Genomic DNA, 25,783 nt, shown 5'->3' on the forward strand with positions numbered 1-25,783 from the left:
ACCGCCGTGCACGCGTGCCGGCGGTCGAGTGCCGACCCGATTTCGGACGTACCCGACGAGTTACCCCCGCCTTGCGAGATCACCGGGTCACGTCTGCCAATATCTACCGGTGCTCAGCCTGTACCACGACGCCCGGACGCCGGTGCATACCGTGCCCGCCGGCGCGAAGCTGCTGGTGCTGGCCGTCACGGGGACCGCGCTGTTTCTCGTGAATTCGATCCCCTGGCTGGCGATCGCCTTCGCCGTGGTGCTCGGGCTGTACGCGCTCGCGCGAATCCCGTTCCGGATGACAGGCAGGCAACTGCTGACCCTCACCCCGGTCCTGCTGCTGATCATGCTGGCCCAGCTGCTGTTCGTCGGCCGCGACAGCGCGATCACCGTCGGCCTGCGCCTGCTCACGCTGATCCTGCTCGCCAACTTGGTGACTTTGACCACCCGCACCGCCGCCATGATCGACACCATCGAACGCGCCCTGCGACCGCTGACACCGCTCGGCGTCCGCCCGGAGCGAGTCGGCCTGCTGGTCGCCATGACCATTCGATTCGTCCCGGTCATCCGCGAACAAGCCGAACTGGTGCGGGCCGCGCAGCGGGCGCGCGGTATCGAGCGCAGCACCGTGTTCCTGGTCCCGCTACTGATCCGCACCCTGCGCATGGCCGATGGGGTCGGCGAGGCCCTGGACGCCCGCGGCCTGGACTGAAACCGATAGTGTTCCCGGGTGCGTAGTAGGGATTTGGCCCAGATCGCGCTGTTCGCGGCGATCATGGTGGTGCTCGGCTTCTTTCCGTTGATCCAATTGCCGGGGACGACGGTGCCGTTCACCTCGCAAACCCTCGGCGTCATTCTGGCGGGCTCGATCCTGGGTGCGAAACGCGGTGCGCTGGCCATCCTGCTCTTCGACGTCCTGGTGTTCGCGGGCCTGCCGGTGCTGCCGGGCGGGCGCGGCGGCATGTCGGTGATCATGGGGGCCACGGGCGGCTTCGTACTGGCCTATCCGCTCGGCGCGCTGGTGATCGGCCTGCTCACCGAACGGCTGTGGAAGCACTACAACCTGCCCGTCGCGGTGCTGATCAACTTCTTCGGCGGCGCGATCGTGCTGTACGCCATCGGAATTCCGTGGATGGCCACGGTGCTGGATCTGCCGCTGTCCAAGGCCATCACCACCTCGGTGGCGTTCCTGCCGGGCGATGTCTTCAAGGCCGTGATCGGTTCGCTGGCCGCGCTCGCGGTGAAACGCGCCTACCCGCTGATGCCGGTCCGGGACACGGCCGCCCGCGCATGATCGAACTCGAGGGCGTCTCCCACCGCTTCGGCGAACGCGAGGTGCTGCGCGAACTCGACCTGGAGCTGACCGAGCACCGCATCGCCGTGATCGGCTCGAACGGTTCCGGCAAATCGACCTTCGCGCGGCTGCTGAACGGCCTGCAGGTGCCGAGCGCGGGCCGGGTGCGGGTGGATGGTCTCGATACCCGCAAGCAGGGCAGGCAGGTGCGCCGCCGGGTCGGGTTCGTCTTCCAGGATCCGGATGTGCAGATCGTCATGCCGACGGTCGCCGAGGATCTGGCGTTCGGGCTCAAGCATCACGGGTTCGGGAAGGCCGAGATCGGCGAGCGGGTGACGGAGGTACTGGCCGAGTACGGTCTCGCCGAATTCCGGGATCATCCCGCGCATCTGCTCAGCGGCGGGCAGAAGCAGATGCTGGCGATCGCCGCCGTGCTGTCGGTGCGGCCGGAGTACGTCATCTTCGACGAACCGACCACTCTGCTGGATCTGCGGAACAAGCGACGAGTCACCAAGCTGCTGGCCGAGCTCCCGCAGCGGCTCGTGGTGATCTCACACGATCTGGATCTGCTCGCCGACTTCGACCGCGTGCTGGTATTCGACGAAGGCCGCATCGTCGCCGATGGCCCGCCCGCGACCAGCATCGCCCACTATCTGGCCCTGCACGACGCGCTCTGACCCGAACGCGCGCCCGCAGCTCGGACCTTCACTCCGTGCGCCCGAAATACCGCCGCCGCACCTGATCGTTGAGCCGCTGCCCCGGCCGCGAATGAAACGCCATACTCACCACCACCCGCGGAATGTTCCCGCGCACCAATGTGATTCGATGCCGCGCCCGCCGCCCCGGATACAACACCAACGCCCCCGGCGCGGTGGCCAGCAACTGCACCGTCCGCCGCCGCACCCCCGGCGGCCCGGCGGGCGGGAAATCCATCGGCAATGGCGAATACTCCAGCACCCCACCCTGTTCCGGCGCCACGATATGCAATTCGACCGTGTACTCCGACATGTCGAAATGCCATTCCTGTCCCGTCCCCGGCGGATCCACCTGCACGGTCATCGCCGCCAGCGTGTCCGCCGACCGATGCACCGGCTCCCCCACCACCCGGGATACGAAGCCCAGCAACGGTTCCCAGCGATACAGCTGTTTCACCGCCGCCGTCCCCGGTATCCGGTCGTAGGCGGTGAGCCGCGGTGCGGAGGCGTCCAGCAGCGCTTCGGCCGCGATGCCGACCACCGCTTCCGGCCGCAGGAACTCCGGCACCACCACCAATCCGGTGGTGGCCAGCTCGTCGCGGGCGTGTTCGATGACCGCGAGCAGGCCGGGCACATCCCGGCAGTCCAGGGGATACCGGTCGAGATCGACCGTCTGCTCCACGCCGTACAGCATTGCCACCCCCGTCTGGCTCGCGACCGCGGTGCGCGACGGTCCCCTGCCGACCGGTTCGCCACCATGCTCAGGGTATCGCCGCGGCGATCCGCTCGAGGCGGCTCTCGGTGAGCGAGGCGATCTGATCCACCACCACCCGCACCCGGGCGGTGTCGTCGGCGGCCTCCTCCCACCAGGGCAGCAGCAGCCGGTCCAGTCCGCGCGGCGCGGCGGCCAGCAGGCGTTCGGCGACCAGCAGGATGCGTTCGCGCTGGGTGACCTGCCGCACCCGGTGGATCGGATCGTCCAGCACGAACCGCAACGCCATGGTCTTGAGCACCGCGACCTCGGCCGCCACCACCGGCGGCACCTCCAGATCGGCTGCGTAACGGGACAATTGGCGTCCGCCCCAGGCCGCCCGGGTGGCCTCCACCGCAGCCGTGGCGAACCGGCCCACCAGATCGCTGGTGAGGCGTTTCAGCGCGACGGAGGCGGTCAGCGAACCGTCGTAGGCGGCGGCAGCGGCCACCACCGGCAGTTCCGAGAGCCGTTGCGCGGCGGCCACCAGCTCATCGGAGCTGAGCGAACGGTGTTGCGCCGCACCGAGTTCCGCGAGGGTGCGGCGTTCGCTCGGAGCGGCGAGGATACGCAGGTCGATGCGCCCGGCGATGACACCGTCCTCGACGTCGTGCACCGAGTACGCGACATCGTCGGCCCAGTCCATGATCTGCGATTCCAGGCATTGCCGGCGGTCCGGCGCGTCCTTGCGCACCCAGGCCAGCCGATCCAGGTCCACGTCGTAGGCGCCGAACTTGGAGCCGGGACCCGTTCTGCCCCACGGGTATTTGATGACCGCGTCCAGCGCCGCCCGGGTCAGGTTGAGCCCGAAGCTGTGCCCGCGCTCGTCGAGCACTTTCGGTTCGAGCCGGGTCAGGATGCGCAGGTTCTGGGCATTGCCCTCGAAACCGCCGTGCCGATCGGCGAATTGGTCCAGGGCCTTCTCGCCGTTGTGCCCGTAGGGCGGGTGCCCGATATCGTGCGCCAGCCCGGCCAGATCCACCAGATCCGGATCACAGCCCAGGCTGTCGGCGATGCTGCGCCCGATCTGCGCCACTTCCAGGGAGTGGGTGAGCCGGGTGCGCGGCGTGTCGCCGTCGCGCGGACCCATCACCTGGGTTTTGTCGGCCAGCCGCCGCAGCGCCGCCGAATGCAGCACCCGGGCGCGGTCCCGGGAGAAATCGCTGCGCCGCGCCGGGCACGGCGACCAGCTCAAGCCGGCGGTGCCGTCGGTTTCCGGTACCAGGCGCTCCCGATCCGCGTCGGAGTACACCCGGTCATAGTCGATGCGCGCGTTCATGACTTCACTGATCCGCCGTGTATTTGAAATCCGCCGAGTAGTGGCTCAACTGGTACCACAGCAGCGCGAAGGTCTCCCGGAAAATACCGTGCGCCTGTGATTCCCGCGTGTAGACGGCGGGCCCGGTGCGGGTGGGCGCGGTCCATGCCGCCAGCCCGGCATCGCGGGCCATGGTGCGGGTGCGCAGCGAATGCCACGGATCGCTGACCAGCACCACCGAGGTCTTGCCGCGCGCCAGTAGCGCTTTGGACACCGCCTCCACGCTCTGCAAAGTGTCCGAACCGGTTTCCACCGCCAGGATCGAATCGCCGGGCACGCCCTGTTCCCGCAGGTAGCTCTTGCCCGAGGCGGCCTCGGTGTAGTTGTCGCCCACCTGTTTGCCGCCGACCGTCACCACCAGCGGTGCGATGCCCTTCTTGAACAGCTTCCCGGCCTGATCCAAGCGGGCCTCGAACACCGAGGACGGGGTGCCGTCGTATTGCGCGGCGCCCAGCACCACTATCGCGTCGGCCTTGGCGTAATCGCTGATCCGGGCCACCTGCCAGACCCGCACGGCGGTGCCGCACACCACCAGCAGGGCCATCAGCAGCGCGCCGGCCAGCAGCCGGCGCGCCCAGCGCAGAGCGCCCGAGACGCAACCGCCGCGGGGCTCCGGCTCGAATTCGCCGGTCATCCAGTCGGGTTCGGGAGCACGGTTCCGGAGCTTCACCAACCGCGCCGCCGCCACTCGGGCAATTGCGGGCGCTCTGTGCCGAGCGTGGTGTCGTCGCCGTGACCCGGGTACACCGCGGTGTCGTCGGGGTAGCGGCCGAACAGCTTCGACTCCACGTCGTCGAGCAGCGAGGTGAACTGCTCCGGGCTGCCGGTTTTGCCGACGCCGCCCGGGAAGAGGGAATCGCCGGTGAACAGGTGGGTGCGGCCGGCGCCGTCGGTGAAGGCGAGCGCGACCGAACCGGGCGTGTGCCCGCGCAGGTGGACGGCCTCGAGCTCGAGGTCGCCGATGCGCAGCTTCTCGCCGTCGGCCAGCAGCCGGTCCGGCGGCACGGGTAGCGGTTCGGCGTCCAGCGGGTGCGCCGCGGTCGGGGCTTTGGTGCCGGTCGCCACGTCCGCCAGCGCCCACCAGTGATCAGGATGCTGATGGGTGGTGACGATGAGCTCGACGCCGGCGGGCGCCTGCTGCCCGATCAGCTCGAGAATCCGGTCCGCTTCGTTGGCGGCGTCGATGAGCAGGGTCGCGCCGGTGTTCGCGCACTGCACCAGATAGGTGTTGTTGTCCATCGCGCCGACCGACATCTTCACGATGCGCGCGCCGGGAACTTCGCGGAGCTGCGCGTTCGAACCGGGGGCGACATGACCCGTGTAGGGGGTTTCGATCGTGATCACGTCTTCGATCGTAGTCATGGCGTCCGACACGGGTGCGCGGAAGAATCTCCGGCGCCCGGTACGGGCGGATAGATTCGTGCCATGCGGCAATCGAAGCGTGCCCTGACGCTGATCGTCACCGGAGTTCTGCTGGCGCTGGCGCTGCTCGGCCTCGGCGCGGGTGCGGCGAGCGCGGACCAGCCACAGCGATTGCCCACCTACGTGACAGACAAGGCCGGGGCGTTGAAAGGCGGGCAGACCGCCGAGCTGCGAGCCGCCATCGACGCGCTGTACGCGAAAGACCATGAGCGGCTGTGGGTTGTGTACGTGCGCGACTTCTCCGGCATGGACGCGCAGGCCTGGGGCGAGCAGACGGCGCGGGCCTCGGGCTTCGGCGATCGCGATGTGCTGCTGTCGGTGGCCACCGAGGATCGGGCCTACGCGTTCACCGGGACCACGCCGGATTCGGTGAGCGACAAGGAAGTCGACGAGCTGCTCATCGACAAGGTGGAGCCGAAGCTGCGGGCCGGAGATTGGGCCGGTGCGGGATTGGCGGCGGCCGACGGGCTCTCCACTGCCATGAACGGGTCCGGCGGCGGGGTGAGTTTTCTGACGCTGCTGGTGATCGCGCTCGTCGTGATCCTGATCGTGGTCGGCATCTGGTTGTGGTCGCGGGGCCGTGCGGCCCGGCGCGCCAAGGCGGAGCTGGCGGCGGCGCGCAAGGTGGATCCGACCGATACCGCGGCGCTGGCGGCGCTCCCGCTGGGCAGCCTGGACAGCTGGTCCAAGGAGGTCCTGGTGGACGCCGACAATGCGATTCGCACCTCCACCGAGGAATTGCGCTTGGCCACCGACGAATTCGGCGCATCCGCCACTTCGCCGTTCACCGCAGCGTTGGAGGCCGCGAAAGCCGCACTCGCCAAGGCCTTCTCGATCCGCCAGGGGCTGGACGACGACATCCCCGAGACCCCGGACGAGCAGCGCCGCATGCTGGTCGAACTGATCAGCACCTGCGGCCGCGCCGATCTCGAACTCGATGCCAAGGTCGCCGAGTTCGACGCCATGCGCAATCTGCTGATCAATGCCGGGCAGCGGCTCGACGCGCTCACCCAGGCCGTGGTGGAGTTGACCACCCGCGCCCCGAATTCCGAGGCCACCCTGGCCGGACTGGTTGCCGCGCAACCGGCGTCGGTGCTGGCGCCCATTCGCGACAATGTGTCCATGGCCCGCGAGCGCATCGCGTTCGCCGAGCGCGGGATCGCCGAGGGCCGGGCCGCCGCGGCCAAACCGGTCGGTCAGCAGGGCGCGGCGGTGGCGGCCATCCGGGGCGCGGAATCGGCCGTGGACGCCGCCCGCAAACTCCTGGACGCGGTGGACACCGCCGCTACCGATATCGATCAGGCGCGGGCCGGATTGCCCGGCATCATCGCCGAATTGGATCGCGATCTCGCCACCGCCGCCACCCTCACCGCGCACGGCGGCCCCGAACTCGCCGCCGCCGCCGAGGCCGCGCGCAAGGCCCGGGAGCAGGCGAGCGCGTCCCGGGCGGCCAATCCGCTCGGCACCTTCCAGCAGGCGGTGGTCGCGGACACCGCCCTGGACAAGGCAATCGCGTCCGCCACCGATCGCAAGCTCGCCGACGACGAACTGCGCCGCCGCCTGGGCCAGGCCATCACCGCGGCGCAGAGCCAGATCAATGCCGCCTCCGATTTCATCGGCACCCGGCGCGGCGGCGTCGACGCCGAACCGCGCACCCGGCTCGCCGAGGCCCAGCGCAATCTCGATCAGGCCAACCAGCTCGCGAATTCCGATCCGGCCCAAGCCCTCCCGTACGCGCAGCGCGCCGCCGAACTCGGCACCCGCGCCCTGCACACCGCGCAGGCCGCCGTCCAGCAATGGCAGGCCGCCCAGTCCACCCCGAACTCCCAGACCGGAGCGATTCTCGGCGGCATCCTCATCGACGGCATGTTGCGCGGCATGGGCGGCGGTTACCGCGGTGGCGGTTACCGCGGTGGCGGCAACTCCGGCGGCGGCTACGCCCCCGGCTCATTCGGCGGCTCGAACGGCTCCCGCCGTATCAGCCGCGGCGGCCGCTTCTAGCCCGTTCGTTCACAGCCAACCGAGGCGTTCGGCCGCCCGCACCGCTTCGGCGCGGGTGCGGGTGCCGGTTTTGCCGATGGCCGCGGAGAGGTGATTACGGACCGTGCCTTCCGACAGGTGCAGGGCTTTGGCGATGGCGCCGGCCGTCGCACCGTCGGCGGCCGCGGCGAGCACTTCGCGTTCGCGGGCGGTCAGGGGTGAGGTTCCGGCGGTGAGGGTTTCGGTGGCCAGGGCGGGGTCGACCACGCGCAGCCCCATGTGGACGCGGCGGACGGCGTCGGCCAGTTCACGGGCCGGAGTGTCCTTGACGACGAAGCCGCTGGCCCCGGCGTCGATGGCGCGGCGCAGGTACCCGGGGCGGCCGAAGGTGGTGACCATGAGAATGCGGACCGCCGGGAACTTCGCATGCACTTCCGCCGCAGCCGAAATGCCGTCCATACCGGGCATTTCCACATCCAGCAACGCCACGTCAGGCGTGCTGCGCTCGACCGCCGCGAGCACTTCGTCGCCGCGCCCCACCTCGGCCACGATCTCCAGATCGGGTTCCAGGCTCAGCAGCGCCGCCAGCGCCCCGCGCACCAGCGCCTGATCGTCGGCGAGCAGCAGTTTGATCATTCGTTCTCCCGTTTCCGATCCGTGGGATAGCTTGCCAGCACCCGCAATCCGCCTTCGGGACGGTTGGCGACGGTGAGCGTGCCGCCGGTGGCGCGGACGCGTTCACGCAGGCCGGAGAGCCCGGAACCGAATTTCGCGCCGTCGCCCAATCCCGTACCGTCGTCGGCGATTTCGATGCTGGTGGGGGTGAGGCGCACGACGGCGCTCCGGGCATCGCTGTGGCGCACGATATTGGTGACCGATTCGCGCAGCACCCAGCCGAACACCACGCTGTTTCGCACCGGCAGATCGTCGGTGTCCGGCAGGTCCGCTTCGATTCCGGCGGCACGCAGGGCGGTTCGCGCATTCGCGAGTTCGCCGGCCAGGGAGACCTCGCGCAGGCCGCCGACGGTGGTGCGCACGCTCGCCAGCGATTCGCGGGCCAGCTTCTCGATATCGGCCAGCTCGGCCTTGGCCCGCTCCGCATCGATATCGATGAGCCGTTGTGCGAGTTCGGTTTTCACCGTGATGACGGTGAGCGAATGACCGAGGATGTCATGCACGTCGCGGCCGACCCGCAGGCGTTCCTCGGCCACCGCCAGCTCGGTCAGCTGTTTGCGCGCCACGTCCAGCTGCTGGCTGCGCAGGATCAGCTGCCGGATGCCGCCGACCGCGAACGAGCCCATGGCCACCTGCTGCATGGCCGAATAGTCCGGTGGCGCACCGGCGATCAGCTGCGGGATCACCGTCGCCGCGAGCAGCAGGACCACCAGCAACGGGACTGCGCGTTTGACCGGCAGGGTGAAAGCGATGAACGAGCCGATGTAGACGGCCAAGCCGGTGGCCTCCCCGCCCAGCGCCACCGCGGCCGCCACGGCCAGCGCGCTCAGGACGAGCACCGGAACGATCACCAGTTTCGGTTCCGGGCTCGGCCAGATCACCCGGTTCACCGGGCCGCGCAACAGCAACCAGAACGAACCGACGTAGCAGATCCCGAAGGCCCCGATGACGGCCAGCGCGTAGATCCGCGCCGACAGGTCCTCCAGCCGCCACGCGTCGTGCAGCAGGCCGTACAGGTACACCGACCAGATCGCGGCGAAAATCCAGCCGACCCGCCGCCGCCGCGCAATTGCCTCCTCGTCCACAACGCGGGACGCTACCTCAGGCGAGAGGCCGGGCAGTCCGCGCCGGAGCCCGGCGACCGGGTCCGCGGCCGATGGGGGCGGCGGCATGTCAGTGCGCGGCGCGGGCGTGCACGGCCCCGCCGTTCGCGGGGCTGGACCCGGTTTCGAACCCGCCGTGCGGCAGTAACCTGCCGCCGACGAGGCATGGTGGGGCGAACACGAAGCGCAGCGGCTGTTGCCCGCCGCCGGTGCGTGTGCCGATCGGGCCGGCTGCGATCTCGCCGATGCCCGCGTGCGCGGTAGGTTTCATGGTTCTACTGTCGGCCTGGTGCGGCGCGGGTGCCTCGGCAGGCCGTCACGACTCGGCCGTGACAGATGTCATGGCCTGTGCGACGTCCGCTTCGGTGAGATTCCGGCCAAGAGCACGCCGGAATGACGGGGGACGGGGGTGGTCGGGGCGCGGCGGTCGGGCGGCGACAGCTGATCGAGGGGGCGAGATGGGAGGCGGCTGGGCGAAGGCGGTCAGGCGTAGAGGGTTACGGAGTGGAAGCCGCCGGGGCCGAGGGGGTAGGGCGGGCGGACGTTGCCGTCCTGGGTTTCGCCGGAGCGGCTGGTGACGCGGGCTTCGATGGTGTGTTCGCCGGGTGAGAGGTCTATGACGGTGCGCCAGCGACGCCAGGCGGCGGGGGCGATCTCGGAGCCGAGTTCGACCGGGAGCCAGTCGGTTTCGTCGACGCGGATCTCGACGGCGGAAACGCCCTGCGGGGGCGCCCAGGCTACGCCCGCCACGGTGCATTTGCCGCCGAATCCCGGTGTCGCGCAGGCGGCTACGTCGATGCGGGCTTGCGGGCGGACCCAGATGGGTTCGCTGGGCCAGCCGCGCCGCCACCAGTAGTCGACGTGACTGTCGTCGGACAGTTCCAGTGCGGCCAGCCATTTCGCGCCGGTGTACTGGCCGTAGAGGCCGGGGACGAAAACCCGTGCGGGGAAGCCGTGTTCGGGCGGAAGCGGTTCGCCGTTCATGCCGATGACCAGGTAGCCGGGCCATTCGCCGGTGCGCAGCGGTTCCAGTGGGAGGGAGATGGTGTAACCGTCGACGGCGCGGGTGACCAGGCGGGTCGCGCCGGGTTCGGGGACGGCGTGGGCGAACAGGGCGGTGAGCGGGACGCCGAGCCAGCGGGCATTGCCGGCGCGGCCGGAGCCCGCAGTGTTGTGCACGCAGACCATGACGGCGTCGAATTCGACCGCCTGCTCGGCGAGGTCGTCGAGGGACAGGCGCAGCGGGTGGGCGACCTTGCCGCCGATGGACAGCCGCCACTGCATCGGGTCGATGCGCGGGGGTCGCGAATTCACGTCCGCCACATAGAATTTGCCCGCGCGGGTGATCAGCGGCGACAGGCCGGGTTCGGTGCCGAAACCGTCCTCGGGGATGGGACTGTGCGAACCCATCGGGCCGATCTTGCGGACCCGGTCGGCATGGCGCTGATCGGCCCGGCGAATCAGTGTCTCCGCGCCCGCGAGCAGTCCGGCGCCCGTTGCGGCCCACAGCAATCCGCCGCCGAACCCGCCGGGTGCGCGCCGCAGCCCGGCCCGCAGCACGCCCGCCGCCGCGATTCCGCCCGCCGCTCCGGCCGCCGAGCGATTGGCCCCGCGCAGCGCCGCCGCCACCGCGCCCGCGCCGAGTCCGGTCACCGCGAGGCCGCGCAATCGATCCGGCAGCGCGGCGATTCCGGCCGTCGCCGCCACCGCGCCCAGCACCACACCGGCCCGGGTGACCTCCTTGTCGTACCGCCCCGCCCGCGCCACGGCCGCTTCGACCATCGGCGTCGGCGCGGTATCCGCCAGCAGCCGCCCGAACCCGTCGATCACGGATCCGCCCTGTGTGGCGGCGATCAGCTCACCCGCGCCGAGCGCGCCCAGCCCCACCGCCGCCGCACCCAGTAACCGCCGCTTCCCGTTGACCGACACAGCCCGACCTTCCGTCACTCCCCGATTTGTCACTGCCATTCTTCCCCAGCGCGCGGGTGTCCCAGCGGGTTTCGTGCGGCGGAAATGCGCCGGTCCGGCTAGTCGCGGTGCAGATAGGCGTCGATCAGCGGGCCGATCTCGGCCCACGCCTCGGGCGTGATCAGGCGATTGTGCTCGTAGGCGAGGCGATGATCGTGGACCGGCCCGCCGATATAGGGCCGCCAGGTGTCCACGTTCGGAACGGATTCGGGATTGCCGGAGGCGGTGAAGAACAGCAGTTCGCCGTCGAAAACCTCGGGGCGATGCGTCGAGAGCTGGCGCAGCAGATGCCGCATATCGCTGTAGAAGTGCTCCAAATCGGTCGCGGTGAGGGAGATGCCGGCCGCGGTGAGCAGTTCGGCGGCGGTGTCGGGGGTGAGGTCGGCGTGCTCGGGCGGTACGTCGATGCCGCCGAATTCGGCGAGCAGCACGGCCAGCGGCGGCAGGTCGCCGTCATCGGTGACCGCGACGTCGGCGCGGGCATCCATCATGATCAGGGATGGGACTTCGGCGCCGCGGCGGCGCAATTCGATCGCCACGGCGTGCGCGATCGGGCCGCCGGCCGAATAGCCGAGCAGATGGTACGGGCCCTGCGGCTGCACGCTCCGGATCTCCTCGGCGTAGCGGACCGCCAGTTCGTGGATGGTGCGGTCGGCGGTGCCGCCGTCCACCACGCCCGGCGATTGCAGGCCGTAGACGGGGCGTTCGCGGTCGATGTGGCGCACCAAACCGCCGTAGCACCAGGCCAATCCGACGGCCGGATGGATGCAGAACAGGCCCGGGTCGCCGCCGCCGGAGCGCATCGGGAGCAGCACCCGGAACGAGGTCTCCGCGCCCGGTTGCGCGACGGCCTCGGTGAGACGGCGCGCCAGGGCGGCGGGGGTCGGGTCGAGGAACATCCATTGCAGGGGCAGCGGTACGCCGGTGCTTTCGCGCACCTGGGAGACCAGTTGCACGGCGGCCATGGAGTTGCCGCCGGCGTCGAAGAAGTTGTCGTCCACGCCGATTCGCGGGTGCTCCAGGACGGTCTCGAACGCGGTGGTGAGGAGGCGTTCGGTTTCGGTGCGCGGGGCGCGGTAGACGTGATGGCGGGGCTCGGGGGCGGGGGCGACCCGGGGTGCGGTGTCCGCGGTGAGGGGCGGCAGGGCGTCCGAGACCGCGATGTCGCCGACGGGAGCGTCGGGGGCGGTGGTGAATGCGGTCAGCAGGGACAGCAGGTTGTCAGCCATGGCTTGCGCTGTGGCGCGGTCGAACAAGTCGGTGGCGAAGGTCAGGGTGCCGGTGATGCCCGCCGGTGTGCCGTCCGGGCCGAACTGTTCGGCCAGCATCCACTCCAGGTCGAATTTCGAACCGGGTGCGGGAGCGGTCAGGGGGCGAATCATCAAGCCGGACAGTTCCGTTGCGGGCATTTCCAGGTTCTGGAATGCCAGCAGGACCTGGAACAGCGGGTGGTGGGCGGTCGAACGGGCGGGGGCGAGCGCTTCCACCAGGCGTTCGAACGGCAGGTCCAGATTGCCGTAGACGGCCAGGTCGTCGGCGCGCACGGCATCCAGGGTGGCGGCGAAATCGGCGGCGGGATCGATGTGGGTGCGCAGGACGACCGTATTGACGAACATGCCGACCAGGTCATCGAATTCGCCGTCGCCGCGACCGGCCACGACGGTGCCGAGAGCGATGTCCGGGGTGCCGGAGAGCCGGGCGAGCAGGACGGACAGGGCCGCGTGCACGACCATGAACGGACTCGCGCCGTGCGTTCTGGCGAGGACCTGCATTTCGTCGTGAACTGTTGCGGGGACGGTGAATTGGATCTGGTCGCCGACACCCGACGGGAGCGTGGGGCGGGGCCGGTCGAGCGGCAGGGCGTGCACCGGCGGCAGGCCGTCCAGGCGGGTGCGCCAGAAGTCCAGTTGCCGGTGGGCGAGGCTCGCGGGGTCGGTGTCATCGCCGAGCAGTTCGCGCTGCCACAGGGCGTAGTCGGCGTATTGCAGCGGCAGTTCGGTCCAGGCCGGTGGTTGTCCCCCGGTGCGGCCGGCGAAGGCGGACAGGATGTCTCGGGCCAGCGGGGCCATCGACCAGCCGTCGGCGGCGATGTGGTGCACGGCCATACCCAGGATGGTGCGTTCGGCGGAGACGTGCAGTACGCACACGCGCAGCGGGGTTTCGCGGGTGACGTCGAAGCCCACCGCGAGCTGTTCGGTGAGGGCTTCGGCGACTTCGCTCTCCGGCACTTCGATTTCGATGACCGGGGGCGGTCCGGCGGGCAGTATCCGCTGATCCGGCAGGCCGTCCGGGCCCGCCGGGTAGATGGTGCGCAGCGTCTCGTGCCGGGCGATGACATCCGAGACGGCCGCGTGGAGCGCCGAGATATCCAGTGCGCCTTCGATTTCGAACGCGCCGGGAATGTTGTAGACCGGTGAGGACGGGTCGTAGCGGTTGAGGAACCACATGCGCTGCTGGGCCGCCGACAGGGGAATGCGCTCGGGGCGGGGACGCGGGCCGGGGCGGGGGCGATCGCTCGCGCCGCCCGCGGCGAGGTAGGCGGCGAGTTCGGCGACGGTCGGGGCGTCGAAGAGGGCTCGGACCGGGATCGCCGTGTCCAGGGCGGCGCCGAGCCGGGCCACCACGCGGGTCGCGATCAGTGAGTTGCCGCCGAGGGCGAAGAAGTCGTCATCACGCCAGACCTGTTCGATGCCGAGCACTTCGGCGAAGACGGCGGCCACGGCCTGCTCGTCGGAGCCGTGCGGGGCCTGCCGGGCCGCGGTGGAGCGTTCCGGGGCGGGCAGGGCTGCGCGGTCCAGCTTGCCGTTGGCGGTGCGCGGCAGCGCGTCCAGCAGCATGATGACCGCGGGGACCAGATAGGACGGAACCCGTTGGGCCACCGCCTTCTTCAGCTCGGCCGGGTCGGGCTTCGCACCCGGTGCGGGCACCGCGTACCCGACGAGCATGCCGCCGCGATCGTCTGCCCGGACCAGCGCCACCGCCTGGGCGATGGCGGGATCGGCGGTCAGCGCGGCCTCCACATCACCGAGTTCGATACGCAGGCCGCGCAGTTTGACCTGGGTGTCGGTGCGGCCCAGATATTCCAGGCCGTTGCCGCGCCGCCGCACCAGGTCGCCGGTGCGGTACATGCGTTCGCCCGGCGCACCGTACGGGTCGGCCAGGAATCGCGCCGAGGTCAGGTCGCTGCGGCCGTGATAGCCGCGCGCCAGGGCGATGCCGGCCAGGTAGAGCTCCCCCACCACGCCGTCGGGGACCGCGCGCAGCCGGTCGTCGAGCACCATGGCCCGCATGCCGGGTGCGGCCGTGCCGATGGTGATCGGGTCGCCGGGCCCGAGGGGGTCGCTGCCGGTGGCCCACACCGTGGTCTCGGTCGGACCGTAGTCGTTGAAATGGTTGCGGCCCGGCACGTTCCACGCGGACACCAGTTCCGGCGGGCAGGGTTCGCCGCCGGTGATGATCATCCGCAGCCGCGTCAGACCGGCCGGGTTCACGGTGGCCAGGGCCGAGGGTGTGATCGCGATGTGCGAAACCCGTTCCCTTGCCAGCAGTTCCGCCAGGTCGGGTCCGGCGAAGACGGTCGGCGGCGCGATCACCAGGGTGGCGCCCGCGCTCACCGCCATCACGAGTTCCAGGACCGAGGCGTCGAAGCTCGGCGAGGCCACGTGCAGTACGCGCGAATCGGCGTCGATGCCGTCGCGATCACGCTGTGCCACCGCGAGATTCGCCAGTCCGGCGTGGGTGACGACCACGCCCTTGGGTGCGCCCGTCGAACCCGATGTGAAGATCACGTAGGCGGGGTTCTCGGGTCGCACCCGGGCCGCGGCCGATCCGGTGGACGCCGGATCACCTGTCGGCTCGTCCACGCAGCGCCAATCCACCGTCCCCGGCAGCCGATCGCGTTCCGCCGTCACCGTCAGGCCGAGCCGGACGCCGGAGACGTCGACGATGCGGGCGATGCGATCGGCCGGGTAGGCGGGGTCCACGGGCACGAAGGCCGCACCGGTCCGGGCAATGGCCCACACCGCCACGATCGATTCGATCGAGCGCGGGATACCCACTGCCACCAGGGTTTCCGGTCCGGCGCCCGCTGATCGCAACCCGTGCGCCAATTGCTCCGCACGCGCATCGAGTTCCCGGTAGGTCAGCCGGCGATCCGCGCACACCACTGCGACGCCGTCCGGATTCGCGACTACGGCATCGCGCATCAATTCCGCCAGCGTGCGCGGCGCGGCCGCGGGGGGATTTCCGGCGCGCAGTACCGCCCGTTCCGCATCGGTCAGAAGATCGATATCACCCACCGGCACAGCGGTTTCCGCGATTACCGCGGTCAGTAGCCGGACCAGCCGTGCACCGAAAGCGACCACCGTGGGCTCGTCGAACAGATCGGTCGCGTAGCACCAGCGCAATTGCAGGCCCTCCGGGTCACCGACCACGGTGAGGCTCAGATCGAAGCGACTGTTGGTCTGCGGCAACTCCAACGGCGTGACGGTGGCGCCCGGCATCTCCAGCCGGGGCATGGCGAGATTCTGGAAGACCAGCATCACCTGTGTGATCGGATGCCGCGCCTCCGAACGCGCGGGCGCGAGCACCTCCACCAGCCGTTCGAACGGTACATCGGCGTGCTCGAATGCCGCCAGGTCGGCATCCCGTACCCGTCCCAGCAGGTCCCCGAACGTTTCCCCGCCTCGAATCCCGGTGCGCAACACCAGCGTATTGACGAACATCCCGACCAGATCATCCAGCTCGCGCACCCCGCGCCCGGCCACCGGCGTGCCGATCACCACGTCGTCGCTGCCGCTCGCACGCGCCAGCAGCACCGCCAGCGCGGCGTGCATCACCATGAACGGCGTGGCCCGATGCTCCCGCGCACACCGTTCCAGCGCGGCGCTCACCTCGCGATCCACCCGCACCACGCACTCCCCGGCGCGATGCGAGGCCCGCGCGGGCCGGGGCCGATCCGACGGCAGATCGACGTGATCCGGCAGCCCCGCCAGCTCACGAGCCCAGAACTCGATCTGCGTGGCCTGCAACGACTCCGGATCATCAGCACTGCCGAGCCGAGCGAGCTGCCAGCGCGCGTAGTCGGCGTACTGCACCGGCAGCGGCTCCCACCGTGGCGTTTCACCCGCCGCACGCGTGGCATACGCGGCCACGACGTCACGGGTCAGCGGCGCCATGGAGAAACCGTCGGTCGCGATGTGATGGGCGACCAGCACGATCACATACTCGTCTCCGCCGGGTGCGGGGCTGTCGAGCTGGAATACGCGCAGCCGCAGGGGTACCGCCGCGGTGACGTCGAAGCCGGTGCCGATCGTTTCCGCGATCGCGGCGGGAAGTTCGGCGGGGGTGATCGGCGTGGGGTCCAGGTCCAGTTCGACGGCCGAGGCATCGAGAATGCGCTGCACGCCTACGCCGTCGATGTCGGGGTAGACCGTGCGGAGGGTTTCGTGGCGGCTGATTACGTCGTAGAGGGCCGAACGCAGGGCCGTGAGGTCCAGGTGGCCGGAAAGGCGCAGGGCGACCGGGACGTTGTAGGCCGGGGAGGATGGGTCGTAGCGGTTGACGAACCACATGCGCTGTTGGGCGGGGGACAGTGGTTCGGTCTGCCGGCGGGGTAGCGGGAGCAGCGCGGGTTCGGTGGTGGCGGTGCCGGAGTTGATGCGGCGGGCCAGCTCGGCGACGGTCGGCGCTTCGAACAGCAGGCGGACGGGTACGGGGGTGTGCAGGTCGGCGGTCAGGCGGGACGCCACGCGGGTGGCGATCAGGGAATCGCCGCCGAGGGCGAAGAAGTCGTCGCGGGCGCCGACCCGGTCGTGGCCGAGGACCTCGGCGAAGGTGGCGGCGATCAGGACCTCGTCGCCTGCCGGTTCGACGTAATCCGCCAGTGCGACAACGGGTTCCGGGAGCGCCCGGGTATCGATCTTGCCGCTGCGGGTGCGGGGCATCTCCGTCAGCACCTGGATGCTCGACGGCACCAGGTACCGGGGTAGGCGCTGCCCGAGCCATGCGGTCAGCTCGCCGATGAGTTCGCCGGCGGACAAATCGGTAACCGGGGTGGTCACGTAGGAGCACAGTGCTGTGGCGCCGGTGGCCGGCCGGTGGGCGATGGTGACGGCGGCGGTCACGTCCGGATGGGTCAGCAGAGCGGCGTCGACCTCGCCGGGTTCGACGCGGATACCGCGGATCTTCACCTGGAAGTCGGAGCGGCCGACGTATTCGAATCCGGCCGGGGTGCAGCGCATCAGGTCGCCGGTGCGGTACAGGCGGGAGCCCGGCGCGAACGGGTCGGCGATGAAACGGGCGGCGGTGAGACCGGGGCGGCTCGCATAGCCCTGGGCTACGCCGGGGCCCCGGACGTACAGTTCGCCGATCGCGCCGACCGGCACGGGGCGCAGCCAGTCGTCCAGCAGCAGGAGCGTCGCGCCGGGCACGGGCGTGCCGATGAGACCGCCGGTTTCGGGGGTCATCGGGTCGCCGAAGCCGGCGGCGATGGTGGTTTCGGCGGGGCCGTAGGAGTTCACCAGGATGCGATCGGCGGACAGGCGGCGGATCAGGGCGGGCGGGCAGGTTTCCGCGCCGGTGACGATGGTCCGGACGGTGTCGAGGGTGTTCGGGTCGAGGGTGGACAGCACGGTGGGCGTGCAGATCAGGTGTGTCGCAGCGCTTTCCAGGATGGCGGCGGACAGTTCCGCGCCCGCATTGGCGTCCGGGGCGGCGAGGACCAGGGTGCCGCCGGCGGCGAAGGTGGACAGCCAGACCAGGATCGCGGCGTCGAAGGCGGGGTTCAGGCAGTGCATGACCTGGGAGTCGCGGGTGAATCGGCAGTTGTGCGCGGTGGCGGCGGCCATATCGGCGAGGCCGTCGTGGGTGACCACCACGCCCTTCGGGGTGCCGGTGGAGCCGGAGGTGAAGACTAGGTAGGCGGCGTGGGCGGGGTGCAAGGGTGTCGGACGGTCGGCGTCGGTCAGCGCGGACGATCGCATCGCGCTGACGGAGGCTTCGAATTCCGGGTCGTCCATGCGCAACCAGCGGAGATTTTCCGGTAGATCTGTTTCGAAGCGATCGGCCGTGATGCCGAGTACCGCAGCGCATTCCGATGCCATGGCAGTGGTCCGGCTCGCCGGTTGCGCAGTGTCTACCGGGACGAATGCGGCACCGGTCTTGGCGACCGCCCACAGGGCGACCATCGATTCGATGGATCTGGGCAGGGCCACCATGACCGCTGTGCCAGGGCCTGCACCATCGCGGATCAATTTGCGCGCCAACCGATTCGATCGGCTGTCCAGCTCTTCGTAGGTCAGCGAGCCGGTGATGCCGCCCGTGGCGACAACCGCCACGGTATCGGGCGTGGCGGTGCCGGTGAGGAGGTCGGGCAGCAGGCGGACGGGTTGTGCGGGCTCGCCCTGCCGGACTGCGGCAGCATCCAGGTCGATGCCGCGCAGGGCGGAGGTCCGGCGGGCCGGGTTCTCGGTGAGCGCCGTCAGCAGCCTGGCGAACCGGGCGCAGATCGATTCGGCCTGTGCCGCAGTGAAATAGCGCGGTGAGCGGGTCAGTTCGAAGCGCAGACCGGTTCCCGCGTAGGTGGCCAGGGACAGCGGGTAGTGGGTGCCGTCGAAGGTCCGGATATCGGTGACGGTCAGATCCGCGCGCCGGGTGGCGGCGGTGAGCGAAGCCGTGTCGACCGGGTAGGACTCGAAGACCGTGGCCGTATCGAACAGTGGTCCGAGGCCGGTGCGGGAATGGATTTCGTCGAGGCCGAGGAACTGGTGCTCGGCGAGAGCGGCCTGTTCGCGCTGCACGCGGGTGAGCAGCTCCGCCACCGGTTCGGCCGGGTCGAGGGCGATGCGGACCGGGACGGTGTTGACCAGCATGCCGATCATGCCTTCCGCGCCGGGCAGTTCCGGCGGGCGGCCGGAGACCGTCGCGCCGAAGACGATATCGGCGGAGCCGGTCAGCTCGGACAGCTGGAGCGCCCAGGCGGCCTGGACGAGGGTGTTGAGGGTGACCTGGCAGGCGGCGGCGGTGGCGCGGAGCTGCTCGACCGTTTCGGTGCGCAACGGGATTTCATGGGCTACCGGGGCGGTCGCGGCATCGGCCCGGGGTGCGGCCGGTGCGACGAGCGTCGGTCCCGGCAGGCCGTTCAAGGCCGCCGACCATGCTTGTACGGCGCGTTCCCGGTCTCGGGTGGACTGCCATTCCAGGTATCGCGTGAAGGGTACCGGTTGGGCGAAACCGCTGTCGTCGCCGCGTGTTTCGTAGAGTCCGACCAGCTCGGCGAACAGGATCGGCATGGACCAGCCGTCGAGAATCAGGTGATGATTGGTGATGACGATCCGGAATCGCCTGTCCCCCAACGCTATGCATAGGAACCGCAGCAACGGGGCTTCTGCGACATCGAAGGGCGTTCGCAGTTCACGGGCCGCGATCTCGTCCAGTTCGGCAGCGGTGGCACCGAAGGATTCCAGGAACGTACAAGGGGCGTGCGCATGCGCCGAAATCACCTGCACCGCACGGTCGCCCGAGGTCACGAACGCGGACCGCAAGACCTGGTGGCGGCGCACCAGCGCGTCGGCGGCGGCCCGCAGGCGATCGGGTTCGAGGTCGGCCTCCACATCGATGACCGCCTGCACCGAATACCCGTCGGACGCGCCGTCCGCCAGCTGCGCCTGGAACCACAGTCCGCGCTGCAACGGCGTCAACGGCAGCACATCGTCGAGTCGCCCGTAATGTCTTTCCCAACTGTTGATCTCGCGCTGCGTGGTGGCCAGCAGCGGCAGATCGGCGGGCGTGAACCCGCCCGCCTTCGGGTCGCTCACCAGCGCGGCGAGCTCCTCGACCACCGTCACCCATTCGCTCGCGAGCGCCCGCGCCTCACCGGTGAACAAGGCGCCGTCGGAGAACTGCCAGATCGCCTTGATCCGCTGCCCCGCAGCAGATTCCAAGGTGACGGCGTCCACGGCCAGCACCGCCGCCAACGGCATCTCCGGATCCGCGTGCCCGCCCAGCCGATCCGCCATCGAGACCGGCAGCCAGTCCCCCTCGGCCTCGACATCCGGAATCTGCCCCAGATAGTTGAACCCGACCTGCGGCTCCGGCAGTTCCGCCAGCACGGCCCCCGTCTCACCGTTCAGATACCGCAACAACCCGAACCCGAGTCCGCCGCGCGGCACCCCGCGCACCTGCTCCTTGACCGTCTTCAAAGCCGTTGCCGCCGAATCGATCACCACCGGCCCCAACCGCATCGGCACCGGCGCGGTGAACCAACCCACTGTCCGCGACAGCTCCGCCCCCGGCACCAGGGACTCGTCCCGCCCGTGCCGCTCCACCATCACCACCACGGCCTCCGCCGCATCGGCCAGCCGCCCCCGCGCCGACCGCCGCCGCGCCAGCGCCACCGTCAACGCGGTGAGCAGCGCCTCCTCCACCCCACACCGGAAAGCCCCCGCGATACCCGCCACCAGCGCCTCCGAGGCAGCAACCGGCACCTCCACCTCGATCCGCCTCGCCGCCCCGTGCGTATCGACCCGCGCATCCAATCGCCGCCGACCCACCAGCGGATCAGCCGCCAACACCCCACGCCAATAGTCGAGTTCCCCTATCGGCCACTCGGCTTCGGCCGCTGAATCCCCGTCTCTGGGTTCGGAAGTGGCGACCCCGCCTTCGAGTGTCGGTGAATCCGTTGCGGGGGTACGTGCTTCCGCCACGGCCTGAAGCGCGTACGCCCACGTCCGCACCGAGGTACCGACGGGCGGCAACTCCGGAACCGCACCGGCCTGCGCCTGCGCCCACGCCGACATCAAGTCCGGCAACAGAATCCGCCACGAGACCGCATCGCAAGCCAGATGATGAACCGCGACCACCAAACGCCCCGGCACCCCCGCACCCGCATCCAGCCAAGCCAGCGCGATCATCCGCCCGGCCCGCGGATCCAGCCGGGCCACCGCATCCGCCAGCGACCGCTCGACGACGTCGTCGGCTGCTACCCCAGCAGCGCTCGGCGTAGTGGGTGCTGCGCTTCCGTTCCCGTTTGTTGTGGAATCACCGGCTACATCCGCAGCTGGTCGGCGCACGGCAGACCTGGCGTCGCCGCCGTCGGAATCGGATCTCGCAGTCGCGGCCGTAGCTTCGGTTGCGGTGCAGTCGATTCGGATGAGGAGCGGCTCGACGTCGGTCAGGCCGATCGGGGGGACTTCCAGTTCGGGGCCGGACTCGCCGTCGACCACTCGGGCGCGCAGCAGGTCGTGGCGGTCGAGGAGGGCCTCGAGGGTGCGGTGCAGGGCGGCGGGTTCGACGCCGATGGGGAGGCGGACGATCATCGATTGGGCGAAGTGCTGCCAGCCGGGGCGGGCCAGCAGCCAGGTGGCGACCGGGGTGAGGGGCAGGCGGCCGATGCCGCCGCCGGGGAGTTCGGGGAGCTGGGCGGGGCGGTCGTCGAGTTGGATGACCACGGCCGCCAGGGCGGCGGGGGTGCGGTGCTCGAAGACATCGCGGGCCGAGAAGGACAGACCGGTGGCGCGAGCACGGGACACCAGGGTGATGGCCATGATCGAATCGCCGCCCAGGGCGAAGAAGGATGCGTCAGGGTCGATGTCGGGCACGCCGAGCGCCTCGGCGAAGAGGGCGCACAGTGCGCGTTCGGTGGCGGTGGACGCCGCACGATGCGATATGTGCTGGGCGGCAGTGGGTTCCGGGAGCGCGCGGCGATCCACTTTGCCGTTGGCGGTGAGCGGGAGCGCGCCGAGCACGGTCACGGTCGCGGGCACCATGTAGGGCGGGAGACGGCGCGCGGCATGGTCGAGCAGGTTCGCTTCGGTGAGCGTCGCGCCCGCGTGCGGGACGACATACGCCGCGAGCAAGGTCGCGCCGCCCCCGGCCGCCGGACGCGCCACCGTCACCGCGATCTCCACATCGGGGTGGGCGTGCAGCGCGGCGTCGATCTCGCCCAGCTCGATCCGCATGCCGCGCAATTTCACCTGGAAGTCGCCGCGGCCCACGTACTCCAGCACACCGGATTCGGTCCAGCGCACCAGATCTCCGGTGCGATACATGCGGCTGCCGGGCGGGCCGGACAGCGCCGGAACGAACCGCTCGGCGGTCAAGGCCGGACGTCCCACATAACCGCGCGCCACGCCCGGCCCGGTCACGTACAGCTCCCCCGCGACCCCGGTCGCCACCGGCCGCAGCCAGCGGTCCAGCACCAGCATCCCCGCGCCGGGTATGGGATCGCCCAGTCCGGCGTTCTCACCGGGCACCAGCCCGGAAGTGTAGGTGACCGCCACCGTGGATTCGCTCGGACCGTACGAGTTCAGCAGAACCCGCCCGATCCCGAAGCGCGCCACGATATCCGGCGGCGTCGGCTCCCCACCGGAGGACACCGCCCGCACCCCGTCGAGTGCATCCGGCTCCAGCGTCGACAGCACCGCGGGCGTGGAACACACCTGCGTGATACCGAAATCCCGTACCAGCCGAGCCAATTCGTCTCCGACCACCGGATCCGCCTCGGCCACGACCAGAGTCGTCCCGGAAGCGAACGCCATCAGCCATTCCAGCACCGACGCATCGAAACTCGGGTTCAAGCACTGCAACACCCGCGCCCCCGGCGCGACCCGATACGCCGCGACGATCGCCGCGGCCAGACCGGACAACCCGGCGTGAGTCACCACAACGCCTTTGGGCACCCCGGTAGACCCGGAGGTGAACACGATGTACGCCGGATTGCCCACCCGCACCGGCCCACGCAATTCAGCCGGCTTCAGCGCCGAGTAATCGTCCAGCCCGGCGGCCTGTTCCGCATCGACCGCCCCGTGCACTCGGCCGGTCGGTCCGGGCGCCGTATTTGGCTCCAGCACATCGGGATCCGGCCCGTATCCGTCCGTCGAAGCCGCGGTTGCCGCGCGCTCGCCACCCGACTTCCGGGCTCCAGGGGTGAGCTCTACTTCGAGGGACTGCTCAGCATGACCTGACACGCCGCGCGTATCCGCGGCCCGCTCACCAGCTGTCCGATCGGGCCGCACTCGTTCGGACAGCACAGTGTCCACCGCGATCCAGTGTACGGAGCCGGGCAGGTCCGCGATCTTCGCTTCGAATGCGAGGCCGAGGCGGGCACCGCATTCGGCGGCGATTCGCTCGACGCGTTCACCGGGCAGGCCGGTGCCGAGCGGTACGAAGGCAGCGCCGGTTTTGGCGATAGCCCACAGCGCCACCATGGCTTCGGCAGAACGGGGCAGGGCCATCAGTACGGCGGATTCCGGGCCCACGCCGATGCTCCCGGAGGGCCCGCCGGAGCTATCGAGCTTGGTGCGCAATAACATTCGCGCCAGGCGGTTCGAGACCGCGTCCAGCTCAGCGTAAGTCAGCCGGCGGTCCCCCGCGACGACCGCGATACCGTCCGCTCCCGCGCGTTCCAGCCCCGCCGCGAGGATCTCGGGCAGCAGCATGGGTTCGGGTGCGGGCGCACCGTGCGCGCCCGCCAGCAGGGCGCGTTCGTCGGCGGTCCAGTAGTCGAGTTCGGCGACAGCCCCTTCCGCGTCCGCCGCCAGCAGGGAGTCCAGCACGGCCAGGAATCGGCGATGGTGGCGGGTGAGCGAATGCTCGTCGTACAGGCGGGGATTCGCGGCGAAGTCGACGTGGATCGGCGCGCCCGCGCCGTGCTGGTAGAAGTTGACGAACAGGTCCTCGATCGGGCCCGAGGTGAGCACGTTCAGGTTGGTCTCCAAGCCCGCGAACCCGATGGGCGCGGGGAACAGCATGATGTTGATGACCGGGCCGACGAAGCCGCGGGAGAGCTCCGCACCGGCGTCCGCGTCCTCGAAGCGCATGTCCTCGTGCCGGAAACGCTGATGCCGCAACGCCCCGGAGGCCGCCACCCGCACCGCGTCCACCACCGCACCCACGGTCCCGTCGCGCGGCACGCGCACCCGCAGCGGCACCACATTGGACACCATGCCGCCGGAGCGGCGCAGCACGGCCGTGGTGCGCCCGGACACCGGCAGGCTCAGCACCACGTCCTCGGTGCCGGTGAGCCGCGCGTAGTACAGCGCGACGGCCGCCATCACCAAGGTGGCGGGGCTGGTGCCGAAGCGCTCGGCGGCGCTCTCCAGGCCCGTGGCCGTCGCCGGGGACAGTTCGGCGCGCGCCTCCCGCCCGAGCGCGCACGCGGGTGCGGTGGCGGCCACCAGGCTGCACCGCCGCGGCATCCCGGCGGTGGTCTCCCGCCAATACCGCTCGTCGCCGGCGAACCGGGTGGAATCCCGGTAGGCCAGCTCCGCCTCGTGCACGTCGAGCAGGGACGCCGCGGTGCCGGGAGGCGCCATCTGCCCGTGCACCGCGGCGTTGTACAGCTCGGCGACCCGGTAGAGCATGGTCACCGAACCGAATCCATCGATGAGGATGTGGTGTGCTCGGGTGTACCACAGGTGATGGTCCTGTCCGACCCGAATGACGGTTGAGATACCGGCTTGTGCCCCTAGCAGGTCGATGGGCGCGGCCGCGTCGGCGCGCATCCAGTCCAGGGCCGCCGCGATCGGATCGGGCCGGTCCCGGAAGTCCAGGAAGCCCACGGCGGGCACCAGATTGGGGTCCACCACCTGGTACGGGCGGCCCTCGATCTCGGCCAATCGCAGCACGCCGGAACCGAATTCGCGCCCCGCGAGCTTGCCCGCGTCACGCAGCGCCGCCAGGTTCAGCGGCCCCCGCATCTCGATGTACTGCGCTTCGGCCAGCGGCACGCTCGGATCCAGTTGCTGCGCAAGCCACATGCCGTGCTGCGCCGGGGACAGCGGGAACACCGTCGCGGTCTGTTCTGCAGCGAGTTCGCGCGTCATGGCCGGTCACCGTCTGCCGGTCGCGCACGAATCGTCCGGCGCCTCGCGATAGGCCGGAACATAGCTGTCCGGGCGAGAAGTCAAGCGCGCCACCATTACCGAACGGACGTGCGCGGGCAGCATCGGTGCGAACTTGCGCACATATGCGTCCATCCATTCGCGGCGATCGACCAGGAAGGGGAAATCCGTTGTCATCATGCTACGCACCACCAACATCGGCATCGGCGCGTCCAACGGCCGAAAGTCCTTGTTCCACAAGCCGGGTTGATCGCATCCCGGGTAGAATTGCCCGAACATCGTTCCGCGCTCGACGAATTTGCTCTTGAATTCGTTGTGCATCTCATCGATCAAGGAATAGTCGGTCAAATTCGGGAAGACCGTCACCAGTCCGCGCAGCACCGACGTGGAACTGCCGTTCCCGGTGGGCAGTTCCGGATACAGCTCCAGTGCGTCCTCGATGATGGCGCGCACCCAGACCCGTCTCGGCGCGGCGGCCGGTACCTGCGCCAACCACAGCAGATCGCGGCGGATAGAAGGACGTACGTACGGACACACGGGCCCGTCGCGTCCCAAATCGTCATGCGGCTGGGTCAGAAACGAATCTGCCCAAGATCGAAATTCCGCTACCGTGGATCGGGCAGCGGGACAAGAGGATCCGGTGTCCCCCAGTGATACCCATTGCAGCCCCGAGCGGGGGCCGATAACACGCTCGCTCATGACTCACCTCGGCAGATCGACAAGCACCAGCGCCCCCGCGCCGTGCTCG

Annotated in this window: 14 protein-coding genes; 4 read left to right on the top strand and 10 right to left on the bottom strand. The window is 70.1% G+C overall.

The genetic code is table 11. From position 1 onward, the window contains the following. Positions 1-109: 109 nt before the first annotated feature. Genes LTV02_RS18525 through LTV02_RS18535 form a run of 3 tightly spaced genes read left to right on the top strand, consistent with a single transcriptional unit; the run spans position 110 to position 1,959 of the window. Positions 110-700, top strand: coding sequence for an energy-coupling factor transporter transmembrane component T family protein (locus LTV02_RS18525; protein ID WP_233041163.1), 591 nt, complete (start codon positions 110-112; stop codon positions 698-700). An 18-nt stretch (positions 701-718) separates the two neighbouring features. Continuing rightward, complete coding sequence (locus LTV02_RS18530) at positions 719-1,282, top strand: biotin transporter BioY (protein ID WP_233041164.1); 564 nt, start codon at positions 719-721, stop codon at positions 1,280-1,282. After that, positions 1,279-1,959 (top strand): energy-coupling factor ABC transporter ATP-binding protein, encoded by a 681-nt coding sequence (locus LTV02_RS18535; RefSeq protein ID WP_233041165.1) that lies wholly within the window; start codon positions 1,279-1,281, stop codon positions 1,957-1,959. Before LTV02_RS18530 ends, LTV02_RS18535 begins: the two co-directional genes overlap by 4 nt. A 28-nt stretch (positions 1,960-1,987) precedes the next feature. On the opposite strand, the gene LTV02_RS18540 is transcribed toward LTV02_RS18535, so the two are convergent. The 4 genes from LTV02_RS18540 to LTV02_RS18555 form a co-directional block, all read right to left on the bottom strand. Further along, positions 1,988-2,671 carry a HalD/BesD family halogenase gene (locus tag LTV02_RS18540; protein WP_456299828.1) on the bottom strand — a complete coding sequence of 228 codons (684 nt, stop codon included), beginning with the start codon at positions 2,669-2,671 and terminating at the stop codon, positions 1,988-1,990. Between the two features lie 67 nt (positions 2,672-2,738). Next, positions 2,739-4,007, bottom strand: a complete 1,269-nt coding sequence (locus LTV02_RS18545) for a deoxyguanosinetriphosphate triphosphohydrolase (protein WP_233041167.1) — start codon at positions 4,005-4,007, stop codon at positions 2,739-2,741. 4 nt (positions 4,008-4,011) lie between these two features. Then, a complete protein-coding gene (locus tag LTV02_RS18550) occupies positions 4,012-4,680 on the bottom strand; it encodes a YdcF family protein (RefSeq protein ID WP_233041168.1) in 669 nt (222 codons plus the stop codon). Positions 4,681-4,712: 32 nt separating this feature from the next. Further along, positions 4,713-5,408: an MBL fold metallo-hydrolase gene (locus tag LTV02_RS18555; RefSeq protein ID WP_233041169.1), complete on the bottom strand. Its 696-nt coding sequence runs from the start codon at positions 5,406-5,408 to the stop codon at positions 4,713-4,715. Between the two features lie 63 nt (positions 5,409-5,471). Between LTV02_RS18555 and LTV02_RS18560 the strand changes: the two genes are divergently transcribed. Further along, positions 5,472-7,469, top strand: coding sequence for a TPM domain-containing protein (locus tag LTV02_RS18560; protein WP_233041170.1), 1,998 nt, complete (start codon positions 5,472-5,474; stop codon positions 7,467-7,469). 9 nt (positions 7,470-7,478) lie between these two features. On the opposite strand, the gene LTV02_RS18565 is transcribed toward LTV02_RS18560, so the two are convergent. The 6 genes from LTV02_RS18565 to LTV02_RS18590 all read right to left on the bottom strand — a co-directional run bounded on the left by LTV02_RS18565 (position 7,479) and on the right by LTV02_RS18590 (position 25,734). Next, complete coding sequence (locus LTV02_RS18565; protein ID WP_233041171.1) at positions 7,479-8,084, bottom strand: response regulator transcription factor; 606 nt, start codon at positions 8,082-8,084, stop codon at positions 7,479-7,481. Then, positions 8,081-9,208, bottom strand: a complete 1,128-nt coding sequence (locus LTV02_RS18570) for a sensor histidine kinase (RefSeq protein WP_233041172.1) — start codon at positions 9,206-9,208, stop codon at positions 8,081-8,083. Before LTV02_RS18570 ends, LTV02_RS18565 begins: the two co-directional genes overlap by 4 nt. Before the next feature lie 88 nt (positions 9,209-9,296). Next, a complete protein-coding gene (locus LTV02_RS18575; protein ID WP_233041173.1) occupies positions 9,297-9,497 on the bottom strand; it encodes a hypothetical protein in 201 nt (66 codons plus the stop codon). Positions 9,498-9,709: 212 nt separating this feature from the next. Then, positions 9,710-11,155: a molybdopterin-dependent oxidoreductase gene (locus LTV02_RS39270; RefSeq protein ID WP_269821636.1), complete on the bottom strand. Its 1,446-nt coding sequence runs from the start codon at positions 11,153-11,155 to the stop codon at positions 9,710-9,712. Positions 11,156-11,253: 98 nt separating this feature from the next. Continuing rightward, the gene (locus LTV02_RS18585; RefSeq protein WP_233041174.1) at positions 11,254-25,017 is read right to left on the bottom strand and encodes a non-ribosomal peptide synthetase; all 13,764 of its coding nucleotides are present in this window, start codon (positions 25,015-25,017) and stop codon (positions 11,254-11,256) included. A 6-nt stretch (positions 25,018-25,023) separates the two neighbouring features. Next, positions 25,024-25,734 carry a DUF6875 domain-containing protein gene (locus LTV02_RS18590; protein WP_233041175.1) on the bottom strand — a complete coding sequence of 237 codons (711 nt, stop codon included), beginning with the start codon at positions 25,732-25,734 and terminating at the stop codon, positions 25,024-25,026. Positions 25,735-25,783: the final 49 nt, after the last annotated feature.

The organism is Nocardia yamanashiensis (genome assembly GCF_021183565.1).
In the GTDB taxonomy this organism is placed as follows: domain Bacteria; phylum Actinomycetota; class Actinomycetes; order Mycobacteriales; family Mycobacteriaceae; genus Nocardia; species Nocardia yamanashiensis.

What these genes read in the sequence shown, in the direction of transcription:
- LTV02_RS18555 (WP_233041169.1), bottom strand. Translation starts at nt 5,408, where the DNA reads ATGACTACGATCGAAGACGTGATCACGATCGAAACCCCCTACACGGGT.
- LTV02_RS18550 (WP_233041168.1), bottom strand. Translation starts at nt 4,680, where the DNA reads ATGACCGGCGAATTCGAGCCGGAGCCCCGCGGCGGTTGCGTCTCGGGC.
- LTV02_RS18585 (WP_233041174.1), bottom strand. Translation starts at nt 25,017, where the DNA reads ATGACGCGCGAACTCGCTGCAGAACAGACCGCGACGGTGTTCCCGCTG.
- LTV02_RS18545 (WP_233041167.1), bottom strand. Translation starts at nt 4,007, where the DNA reads ATGAACGCGCGCATCGACTATGACCGGGTGTACTCCGACGCGGATCGG.
- LTV02_RS18590 (WP_233041175.1), bottom strand. Translation starts at nt 25,734, where the DNA reads ATGAGCGAGCGTGTTATCGGCCCCCGCTCGGGGCTGCAATGGGTATCA.
- LTV02_RS18535 (WP_233041165.1), top strand. Translation starts at nt 1,279, where the DNA reads ATGATCGAACTCGAGGGCGTCTCCCACCGCTTCGGCGAACGCGAGGTG.
- LTV02_RS18560 (WP_233041170.1), top strand. Translation starts at nt 5,472, where the DNA reads ATGCGGCAATCGAAGCGTGCCCTGACGCTGATCGTCACCGGAGTTCTG.
- LTV02_RS18540 (WP_456299828.1), bottom strand. Translation starts at nt 2,671, where the DNA reads ATGCTGTACGGCGTGGAGCAGACGGTCGATCTCGACCGGTATCCCCTG.
- LTV02_RS18575 (WP_233041173.1), bottom strand. Translation starts at nt 9,497, where the DNA reads ATGAAACCTACCGCGCACGCGGGCATCGGCGAGATCGCAGCCGGCCCG.
- LTV02_RS18565 (WP_233041171.1), bottom strand. Translation starts at nt 8,084, where the DNA reads ATGATCAAACTGCTGCTCGCCGACGATCAGGCGCTGGTGCGCGGGGCG.